General features: G+C 73.6%; 7 protein-coding genes. 2 read left to right on the top strand and 5 right to left on the bottom strand.

Going from position 1 to position 9,685, the window contains the following annotated elements; translation table 11 throughout:
• Positions 1–2,025: reprolysin-like metallopeptidase (locus O2W53_RS10905; protein WP_269163038.1), on the bottom strand; the 2,025-nt coding region annotated here is incomplete at its 3' end.
• Positions 2,026–2,071: 46 nt separating this feature from the next.
• On the opposite strand from O2W53_RS10905, the gene O2W53_RS10900 reads away from it, so the two are divergent.
• On the top strand, positions 2,072–2,329 hold the full coding sequence (locus O2W53_RS10900) for a hypothetical protein (RefSeq protein WP_269163037.1): 258 nt from the start codon (positions 2,072–2,074) through the stop codon (positions 2,327–2,329).
• A gap of 194 nt (positions 2,330–2,523) precedes the next feature.
• On the opposite strand, the gene O2W53_RS10895 is transcribed toward O2W53_RS10900, so the two are convergent.
• Positions 2,524–3,933 carry an NAD(P)H-quinone dehydrogenase gene (locus O2W53_RS10895; RefSeq protein WP_269163036.1) on the bottom strand — a complete coding sequence of 470 codons (1,410 nt, stop codon included), beginning with the start codon at positions 3,931–3,933 and terminating at the stop codon, positions 2,524–2,526.
• Between the two features lie 164 nt (positions 3,934–4,097).
• Here O2W53_RS10895 and O2W53_RS10890 point away from each other — a divergent pair, with 164 nt between their 5' ends.
• Entirely contained in the window at positions 4,098–4,502 is a 405-nt protein-coding gene (locus tag O2W53_RS10890) for a GtrA family protein (RefSeq protein WP_269163035.1), read from the top strand.
• A 3-nt stretch (positions 4,503–4,505) separates the two neighbouring features.
• Here O2W53_RS10890 and meaB read toward each other — a convergent pair whose 3' ends face one another.
• From meaB to O2W53_RS10875, 3 genes are read right to left on the bottom strand one after another with little or no spacing between them, the layout of a single operon-like run.
• Positions 4,506–5,486 carry a methylmalonyl Co-A mutase-associated GTPase MeaB gene (gene meaB, locus O2W53_RS10885; RefSeq protein WP_269163034.1) on the bottom strand — a complete coding sequence of 327 codons (981 nt, stop codon included), beginning with the start codon at positions 5,484–5,486 and terminating at the stop codon, positions 4,506–4,508.
• A 43-nt stretch (positions 5,487–5,529) separates the two neighbouring features.
• Complete coding sequence (gene scpA, locus O2W53_RS10880; protein WP_269163033.1) at positions 5,530–7,740, bottom strand: methylmalonyl-CoA mutase; 2,211 nt, start codon at positions 7,738–7,740, stop codon at positions 5,530–5,532.
• Positions 7,737–9,662, bottom strand: coding sequence for a methylmalonyl-CoA mutase family protein (locus O2W53_RS10875; protein WP_269163032.1), 1,926 nt, complete (start codon positions 9,660–9,662; stop codon positions 7,737–7,739). Before O2W53_RS10875 ends, scpA begins: the two co-directional genes overlap by 4 nt.
• Positions 9,663–9,685 lie beyond the last annotated feature (23 nt).

Below are 9,685 nucleotides of genomic sequence, written 5' to 3'. Positions count from 1 at the left end.
ATCCAGGTCCAACGCCCAACCCGACACACTCACCGTCGCCCCCGACGCCGACAACCCGTCCCAGCTCCCGACCGGCAAGGCCTGCTGCGTGGTGATCGACCGGCAGCCCAGCTCCGCGTTCCGCGAGGGCACGTCCACGTCGATCGCGAACACACACACCCGGTGCGCCCCCGGCGCCACCGTCGTCGACCACGCGAAGCCGTGCGCGGACCCCGCACCGGAGAACGCCGCACCGATGTCCGGCCGCGACCGGTCAGCCGTCAACTCCACACCCCGACCGTCCACGTACACATGCACCTTCGACGACACCGACGGCTGATCCAGGTCCAACGCCCAACCCGACACACTCACCGTCGCCCCCGACGCCGACAACCCGTCCCAGCTCCCGACCGGCAGCCTCTGCTGCGTGGTGATCGACCGGCAGCCCAGCGAGTTGTTCTCCCCAGGATCGTCCACGTCGACCGCGAAGACGCAGACCCGATGCGTCCCCGGCGCCACCGTCGTGCTCGACGAGAAGCCGTGCGCATCCCCCGCCCCCGGGAACGCCCTGCCCACATCCGGCCGAGCACCGTCGGCGGTCACCGACCTCCCCCGGCCGTCCACGTAGACGTGCACCTGCCCCGACACCGCCGGCTGATCGGGGTCGAACGCCCACCCACTCACCGACAACGTCGAACCCGACGCCGACAGCCCATCCCAACTGGCCACCGGGAGGTTGTTCGCCGGCCGCACCTCCACCGACGCGGTGGCACCGAGGCCGGTGACCTTCACGCGGAACTGGCCGTCGGCCAGCAGGACCTCCGCGCCGACCGGCAGCACCGCGACCGTGTCCCTGTTCCACGACGACTGGCTGGACGGTGTGGCGTCCAGCAGCAGCGAGGAGTCACTGGCGCCTGCATGGGCCCGGCGTACCAGCACACCCGGCTGGACGCCGACCACGTTGGCCGCAGTCGTGAGCCAGCTGTCCTGCCCGCTGCCCGGCCGGAACTCCAGCCAGTAGGCGACCTTGCTGGAGGCGGTCAGCTTCACCGCTCGCGTGCCGCTGGACCCGGAGATGGGCGAGAGCGTGAAGGTCCCCGCCCCGCTGGCCGGGGTCACCTCCACCTGCTGCGCGGCCGGCAGGACGCCCAGGGCGCTCGCGTGGAGAGCGCTCAGGCTCCCCACCTGGCCCCAGGAGATCCCCATGACGTCGTAGTAGTCGCGGTAGGAGCTGACCTGACAGGTCGAGGCCGCCGACTCCTCCACCGTCGCCGAGCACTGGAGCTGCGACGAGTGGTTCAGCCCGAGGTTGTGCCCGAACTCGTGTGCCACCACCGAGGTGGCCGGGGCCTGGACGTAGGCGAGCCCGCCGCTGTCGATGCTCGTGCCCAGGGTGCCCAGGCCATAGCTGCAGCCGGGCGCCCCGGAGGGCACGTAGACGAGGAGGTGCTTGCGGGCGCCCGCGCTCCAGCCCGCCCGATCGGCGGCGGCCTGCCACAGGGCGAACGGCTCGCTGCAGGTCGCGGTCGTCGTCGCCCAGTCGAACCCGGCCACCACGCCGAAGCGCGCTGCGCCGGCGGACTGCTGCTCCCAGAAGTCACCCACCGCGCCGTTCACCACGTTCGTCAGGGTCGCGAGGGTGGTGGAGTCGCGGGCGAAGCCCCCGGGCTGCATCAGCACGACGGTGACCTCGTGGTTGACCGCGGCCACCGTCGGCGCTGTCGCCGGTTCCTCGGATGAGGCGAGGACCTCCGCAGCGACGAGTTCGTGTGCTGGCTCCAGCCCCTCAGCCGCCGCCTCGTCCTGCACTTCAGCGCCCAGGGTCACCTGGACGGTGGCACCCGCCTCCACGTCCGTCACGTCACCGGTGGAGACCCGGACCGTGTCGCCGGACTCGGTCTGGACCCAGCTGAGCAGCGTGGCGTCGTGCCCGCCCTCGTCGTGCCCGGCCGCGTCGTGCCCGGCCGGGTCGTGCTCGGCCTCCGCCTCGTGGCTCGGGTCGGACGGAGCCGGGTCCGCGTAGGCCTGCACCAGCTCACCCAGCACGGTGTCACCGGGCTCGGGCGCAGCCGCGTCGTCCGCCGGTTCCTCGGTGGTCGTCGCGGGCGCCTCGGTCGTCGCGGGCGCCTCGGTCGTCGCGGGCGCCTCGGTCGTCGCGGGCGCCTCGGTCGTCTCCGGTGCCTCGGTGGCCGAGGGCGCCTCGGTCGTCGCCGGTGCCTCGGTCGTGACCGGTGCCTCGGAGGTCAGCGGCGCCGCAGAGGTCGCCGGTGCCTCGGTCGCCGTGGGTGCCTCGGTCGCATCGGCGGTGACGGTCGGGGTGGCCGATGACGCGTCGTCCGCACGGGCGTGACTCGGGCCGGTCGCGAGCATCCCAGCCAGCACGAGTGAGACCGTGACCAGTCCTCCGGAACGGAGGCGCAGTCGGGGGTGGAAGTGCACGGGGAGAGCTCCTGACCGAGAAGGGATCTCGATCAGGATCGGCACGGCTGCGCCAGAACTGGAGTGGACGACCCGAGGGCCTCCCTCAGGGGCAGCGAGCCGGGCTCAGCTGTGCTCGTCCTCGATCCCCATCAGCCGGCGGCCGGCCTCGGTGATCGACCCGGACAGCGACGGGTAGATCGCGAAGGTCTGCGCCAGGTCCCCGGCGGTCAGGCCCTTGGTGACGGCCAGCGCGATCGGCAGGATCAGCTCCGACGCACCCGGCGCGACCACGACACCGCCGACGACGACGTCGGTGGAGCGGCGGGTGAACAGCTTGACAAACCCGCTGTGCAGGTCGCCCATCTTGGCCCGGGCGTTGGTGGCCAGCGGCAACCGCACGACCTCGACGTCGGCGTCCTCGGTCAGCGTCTTCTCCTGCACGCCGACGGTGGCGATCTCCGGGTGGGTGAAGACGTTGGCCGAGACGGTCTTCAGCCGGATCGGCGCGACCGCCTCGCCGAGGGCGTGCCACATGGCGATCCGGCCCTGCATGGCGGCGACGGAGGCGAGCTGGAACACCCCGGTCACGTCGCCGGCGGCGTAGACCCCGGCGACGGTGGTGCGGGAGACCCGGTCGACGACGATGTGCCCGGCCGGCGTGACCTCGACCCCGCAGGCCTCCAGGTTCATCCCACCGCTGTTGGGGACGGTGCCCACGGTCATCAGCGCGTGCGACCCCTCGACGACGCGACCGTCGGTGAGCTCGACCCGGACGCCCTTCTCGGTGCGTACGACCTTGTCCGCGCGGCTGCGCTCGGCGATCCGGCCACCCCGGGACTGGAAGACCTCCTCCACGACGGCCGCGGCGTCCGCGTCCTCCCCCGGCAGCACCTGGTCGCGCGAGGACACCAGGGTGACCGGTACGCCGGCTTCCAGGTAGCCGGAGGCGAACTCCGCCCCGGTGACGCCGGACCCGATCACGATCAGGTGCTCGGGCATCTCGTCGAGCTCGTAGACGTCGCGCCAGGACAGGATCCGCTCACCGTCCGGCTCGGCGCCCGGCAGCACCCGCGGGTCGGCGCCGGTGGCGATGAGCACCACGTCGCCCTCCAGCGTCTCGGTGACCTGCCCGTCGGCGTCCACGACCTCGACCCGGTGCACGGTCAGCCCGAGCTTCTCGTCGGCCAGCCGGGCCGAGGCACGGATGATCCGCACCCCCTCGGACTCCAGGCGGTGGTGGATGTCCGAGGACTGCGCGACCGCCAGCCCCTTGATCCGGCTGTTCACCGTCGCCAGGTCCAGCGCAGCCCGTCCCAGCTCGGTGCCGGTGACCCCCAGGGCGACGGAGTCGCGCACCCAGGTCATCGCACCGGCGGAGGCGATGAAGGTCTTCGACGGCACGCAGTCGGTCAGCACGCTGGCGCCGCCGATGCCGTCGCGCTCGACGACGGTGACGTCCGCGCCGAGCTGGGCGGCGACGAGCGCGGCCTCGTACCCGGCCGGGCCACCGCCGATGATCACGATGCGGGTCATGGGTGCTGCTCCCAGTGCTGGACCGATGTGTGCACCCGCCATTGTCCCTGTTGCCGTGTCCGCCGTCGCCCACCCACGCGGGCGGGCACCGGACGGCGTGCTCGTTACGCTCGTGCCGATGGGCGTCCATGCGGTGGACGGGTCGAACGCGAACTGAGGACGACGTGACCACCGAGCAGCAGAGGCCGGGCGACCTGTGGGGACAGCTGGTCCGTTTCGTCGTCGTCGGCCTGTTCAGCGCCGTCGTCGACCTCGCCGTCTACACCCTCGCCCTGCACCTCGGCCTGTGGGTGCACGCCGCCCGTGCGCTGAGCTTCCTCTGCGGCACGTCCACCGCGTATGCGTTGAACCGGCGGTGGGCATTCCGGGTGGCAGGTGGCCGTAACCGGGCGCTGGGCTTCACGCTGCTCTACAGCACGACGTTCTTCGTCATCCTCGGCGTGAACGCGCTCGCGCTCGCCGTCCTCCCCGAGCGCTCGTGGACGATCACGCTGGCCTGGGCGATCTCCCAGGGGTTCGGCACGGCGGTCAACTTCGTGATGCTGCGGACCGTCGTCTTCCGGAGCTGAGGGTCACGCCGGGGAGGTCCCGAAGGCGTCCAGCAGCCGGCGGGCGGCCAGCGCCGGGGTGAGCTCGCCGGCCAGCACCGCCGTCTCCAGCTCCGGCGCCGCTGACCGCACCGCGGGGTGCTCGCGCAGCTGGTGCTCCAGCCCGTCCCGGACCAGCTGCCAGGTCCAGCGCACCTGCTGCGCCCGGCGCCGCTCGTCGAGCTGCCCCGAGGCCCGCATCCGGTCCTGGTGCGCGACGACCGCGGCCCAGACCTCGGACAGCCCGGCGCCGCTGAGCCCCGCGCAGGTGAGCACGGGGACGGCCTCGCCGCGCAGCATCCGCATGGCCCCGGCCAGCTCGCGGGCGGCGCGGCGGGCGTCGACCTCCCCGGGGCCGTCGGCCTTGTTGACCGCGATGACGTCGGCGATCTCCAGGATCCCGCGCTTGATCCCCTGCAGCTGGTCGCCGGTGCGGGCCAGGGTGAGGAACAGGAAGGAGTCGACCATCTCCGCGACGGCGACCTCGGACTGGCCGACGCCGACGGTCTCCACCAGGACGACGTCGTGGCCGGCCGCCTCGACCACGACCATCGACTCCCGGGTCGCCTGGGCCACCCCGCCCAGCGTGCCGGCGGTCGGGGCGGGGCGGATGAACGCGTTCGGGTCGACGGCGAGGCGGGCCATCCGGGTCTTGTCGCCCAGGATCGAGCCGCCGGACCGGGCCGACGACGGGTCGACGGCGAGCACCGCCACCTTCGACCCGGCCGCGGTCAGGTCGACGCCGAGGGCGTCGATGAACGTCGACTTCCCGACCCCGGGGACCCCGCTGATCCCCACCCGCCGGGCGTTCCCGGCGTGCGGCAGCAGCTCCACCAGCAGCTCCTGGGCGGCCTCCCGGTGATCGGCCCGCCGCGACTCGACCAGCGTGATCGCCCGCGCCATCGCCCGCCGGTCCCCGCCGAGCACCCCCTCGGTCAGCCCGGGGACGTCGACGGTCCGACTCACACCGGCCCCCGACCCACCAAGATGGCCATTTTGGTGGAGATGGTCACGCGTGGCCGAGCCGGGTGGAGAGGGTGCGGAGCAGGTCCTGCGCGGCGTCGGCGATCACCGTGCCGGGCGGGAAGACGGCGGCCGCCCCCATCTCCTTCAGGGTCGGGACGTCGTCCGGCGGGATCACCCCGCCCACCACGACCAGGACGTCGTCGGCCCCCAGCTCGGCGAGGGCGTCGCGCAGCGCGGGCACCAGCGTGAGGTGGCCGGCGGCGAGCGAGGAGACGCCGACGACGTGCACGTCGGCCTCGACCGCCTGCCGGGCGACCTCCTCCGGCGTCTGGAACAGCGGGCCGACGTCGACGTCGAAGCCGAGGTCGGCGAAGGCGGTGGCGATCACCTTCTGCCCGCGGTCGTGCCCGTCCTGGCCCATCTTGGCCACCAGGATCCGGGGACGGCGACCCTCGGCCTCGGCGAACGCCGACGCCAGCGCACGGGTCTCGTCCACCGGGCCCGCTCCCCCTGCCTCGTCTCGGTACACGCCGGAGATGGTGCGCACCTGGCCGGAGTGCCGCCCGTAAACCGCCTCCAGCGCGTCGGAGATCTCCCCGACCGTCGCCTTCGCGCGGGCGGCATCGACGGCCAGCTTCAGCAGGTTGGCATCCAGGCCGCTCCCCCGCCGTCCCTCCGCCGCGGCGCGGGCGGCGTCGGTCAGCCGGCCCAGCGCCTCGGTCACCGCGGCGCCGTCCCGGGAGGCACGCAGCTCGGCCAGCTTCGCCTTCTGCTGGGCCAGCACGTCGGCGTTGTCGACCCGGAGCACGTCGACCGCCTCGTCGGCCTCGACCCGGTACTTGTTCACCCCGATCACCGGCTGGCGGCCGGAGTCGATCCGGGCCTGGGTGCGGGCCGCGGCCTCCTCGATCCGCAGCTTCGGGATGCCGTCGTCGATCGCCTGCGCCATGCCGCCGTGCTCGGCGACCTCCTGGATGTGCGCCCACGCGCGGCGGGCCAGGTCGTAGGTCAGCTTCTCCACGTACGCGGACCCGCCCCACGGGTCGATGACCCGCGTCGTCCCGGACTCCTGCTGCAGCAGCAGCTGGGTGTTGCGGGCGATCCGGGCGGAGAAGTCGGTGGGCAGCGCGAGCGCCTCGTCCAGGGCGTTGGTGTGCAGCGACTGGGTGTGCCCCTGGGTCGCGGCCATCGCCTCCAGGCAGGTGCGGACGACGTTGTTGTAGACGTCCTGCGCGGTCAGCGACCAGCCCGAGGTCTGGCAGTGGGTGCGCAACGACATCGACTTGTCCTTGGTCGCCCCCGCCTCCTTCACCAGCTTCGCCCACAGCAGCCGGCCGGCCCGCAGCTTGGCGACCTCCATGAAGAAGTTCATGCCGATGCCCCAGAAGAAGCTCAGCCGGGGCGCGAAGACGTCGACGTCCAGGCCCGCCGCCTTGCCGGCCTGCAGGTACTCCACCCCGTCGGCGAGGGTGTACGCCAGCTCCAGGTCGGCCGTCGCCCCGGCCTCCTGGATGTGGTAGCCGGAGATGGAGATCGAGTTGAACCGCGGCATCTGCGTGGAGGTGAAGCTGAAGATGTCGCTGATGATCTGCATCGAGGGCTTCGGCGGGTAGATGTAGGTGTTGCGGACCATGAACTCCTTGAGGATGTCGTTCTGGATCGTCCCCGTGAGCTGGTCCGGGCTCACCCCCTGCTCCTCCGCGGCGACGACGTAGAGCGCCATCACCGGCAGGACGGCGCCGTTCATCGTCATCGAGACGCTCATCTTGTCCAGCGGGATGCCGTCGAACAGCTGCCGCATGTCCAGGATCGAGTCGATCGCCACCCCGGCCATCCCCACGTCGCCGAGCACGCGCGGGTGGTCGGAGTCGTAGCCGCGGTGGGTGGGCAGGTCGAAGGCGACCGAGAGGCCCTTCTGCCCGGCGGCCAGGTTCCGTCGGTAGAAGGCGTTGGACTCCGAAGCGGTGGAGAACCCGGCGTACTGGCGCACCGTCCACGGCTGGGTCGTGTACATCGTCGGGTACGGCCCGCGCAGGTAGGGCGCGATGCCCGGGAGGGTGTCGAGGAAGTCGACGTCGGCCAGGTCGGCGGCGGTGAACAGCGGCGGGACGGCGATCCCCTCCGGTGTCTGCCAGGTCGCCTCGCCGGCGTCCCGGCCGGTGGCGTCGGCGTAGGCCTTCGCCCAGTCGTCCGGCGCCGCTGTCGGCACCGGGCGGCCCAGCTCCAGGTCGCCGAAGTCGGGGATCGCGCTCATGCCGACACCTCCTGGTCAGGACCACCGAAATGGCCATTTTGGTGGTCGGGGAGGAGGTCGGCGAGGACCGTCGTCAGCACCTCCAGGGCGTCACATCCCGCGTGCACGTAGCCGTCGACGCCGTCCACGCCCAGGGACGGCGGACCGGCCAGCCAGACTTGGGTGGCACCGGCGGCCCGCAGCTCCGCGGCGAGCGAGGCAGCGGAATCGGCGTAGTCGCGGTCGGTGCCGCAGATGCAGGCCACCGTCGTCCCGGCGAGGCCGTCCACCCCGTCCCCGGTCGGCGCCGCCAGCCCGCCGGCGCCGAAGAGGTTGGCCGCGAACGTGGCCCGGGCGGTGTGCCGGGCCACCGGACCGAGCGTGGCCAGGTGCACCCGCGGCCGGGGCTCGACCGCGTCGACCCGGTCGCGCAGCTGCTCGAACGCCTGCGCGGCCCGCACCCGCGGCAGCCCGCCCGGCGCCGCGGGCAGCGCCTCGGCCGCCGGACGACGGGTGGGCAGCACTTCGGTCGGGTTCGGGAACTCGGTGACGCCGGTGATCGCGTCGGTGCGGTGCGCCACCCGCTCCTGCCGCTCCGCCCACGCGGCACCGATCCGGTCGGCGACCAGCCCGGACGACAGCGCCGCGGCCAGCCCGCCGGCCCGCTCGACCTCGGTGAACCAGGCCCAGGCGGCCTGGGCGAGGGACTCGGTCAGCGACTCGACGTACCAGGAGCCACCGGCCGGGTCGAGCACCCGGGCGAGGTGCGCCTCCTCCACCAACAGGGCCTGGGTGTTGCGGGCGATCCGCCGGGCGAAGGCGTCGGGCAGCCCGAGCGCGGCGTCGAAGGGCTGCACCGTCACCACGTCGGCACCGCCGACCCCGGCGGCGAAGCAGGCGACCGTGGTGCGCAGCATGTTCACCCACGGGTCGTGCCGGGTCACCATCACGTTCGAGGTCACCGCGTGCTGCCGCATCGCCCGCGCCTCGGCCGGCACGCCGCTGGCCTCCCCGACCCGGTCCCACAGCCGGCGCGCCGCCCGCAGCGCGGCGATGGTGGTGAACTGGTCGGCGCTGGCAGAGAGCCGGAACTCCAGCTGGCCGAGGGCGTCGGCGACGTCCAGCCCGCCCTCGGTGAGCGCCCGCAGGTAGGCCACCCCGGCGGCGACCGCGCAGCCGAGCTCCTCCACCACCGAGCCACCGGCGTCGGTGAACACCGTGCCGTCGATGACGACGGTGCGCCAACCCGTGGGGGCGCGGCGGGCCAGGTCGGCCAGGCCGGTGAGGTCCTGGGGCTCCCCCGTCGCGGCCTGCACGCCGAGCGGGTCCAGCCCCAGGCAGCCCCCCGCGGCCAGGTCGGTGCGCCCCTCGACCAGCGCGAGGAACGCCTCCGCCGCCGGCACCCCGCCCTGCAGGGTCACCGGCGCCAGGTCCAGCAGGACGTCGGCCAGCACCTCGCCCAGCGCGTCGGCCGGCACCGCACCGTCGCCGACCACCAGCCACAGCGAGGAGACGCCGTTCTCCAGGTCCGCGGCGATCGCCTCCCGGGTGCGCGCCACGTCGGGGTCGGCGTGCCGCTGCCGCACGTCCCAGCCGGCCGGGACGTCGGGGTCGGCGCCCCCGGCCGCGGTCACCCCGGCGGCACCGGCCCGGGACCCGCGGACGAACGGCGGGAGACCCGGCACCCCGGCCAGCGCGGGCAGGTCCCCGGCGTCCTCGGCGGTGTAGAGCGGGGCGACGGTGACCCCGGTGGCGACGGTGCGCGCGAGCGCGTCCTCCACCGGGTCGGGCAGCTCGTCCCGGCCGGCCTTGCGCAGCACCCCGGCCACCAGGTCGCGCCACTGGGCTCGGCTCGCCGCGGGGAACTCCCCGGCCAGGGTCAGCAGGTCGGGGGCGGCCGGCTCGGCCGGTGGGCCCGTGGGGCGCTGGTCGGTGGAGCTCATCGTCGGGTCCCCGCCTCTCAGGT

Source organism: Modestobacter sp. VKM Ac-2978 (genome assembly GCF_026968025.1).
Taxonomy (GTDB): Bacteria; Actinomycetota; Actinomycetes; order Mycobacteriales; family Geodermatophilaceae; genus Modestobacter.
This window is presented reverse-complemented; position numbering and strand designations above follow the sequence as displayed.

Bases quoted from the DNA above. Each gene is read 5' to 3' on its own strand.
- O2W53_RS10895 (WP_269163036.1), bottom strand. From the start codon at position 3,933: ATGACCCGCATCGTGATCATCGGCGGTGGCCCGGCCGGGTACGAGGCC.
- scpA (WP_269163033.1), bottom strand. From the start codon at position 7,740: ATGAGCGCGATCCCCGACTTCGGCGACCTGGAGCTGGGCCGCCCGGTG.
- O2W53_RS10875 (WP_269163032.1), bottom strand. From the start codon at position 9,662: ATGAGCTCCACCGACCAGCGCCCCACGGGCCCACCGGCCGAGCCGGCC.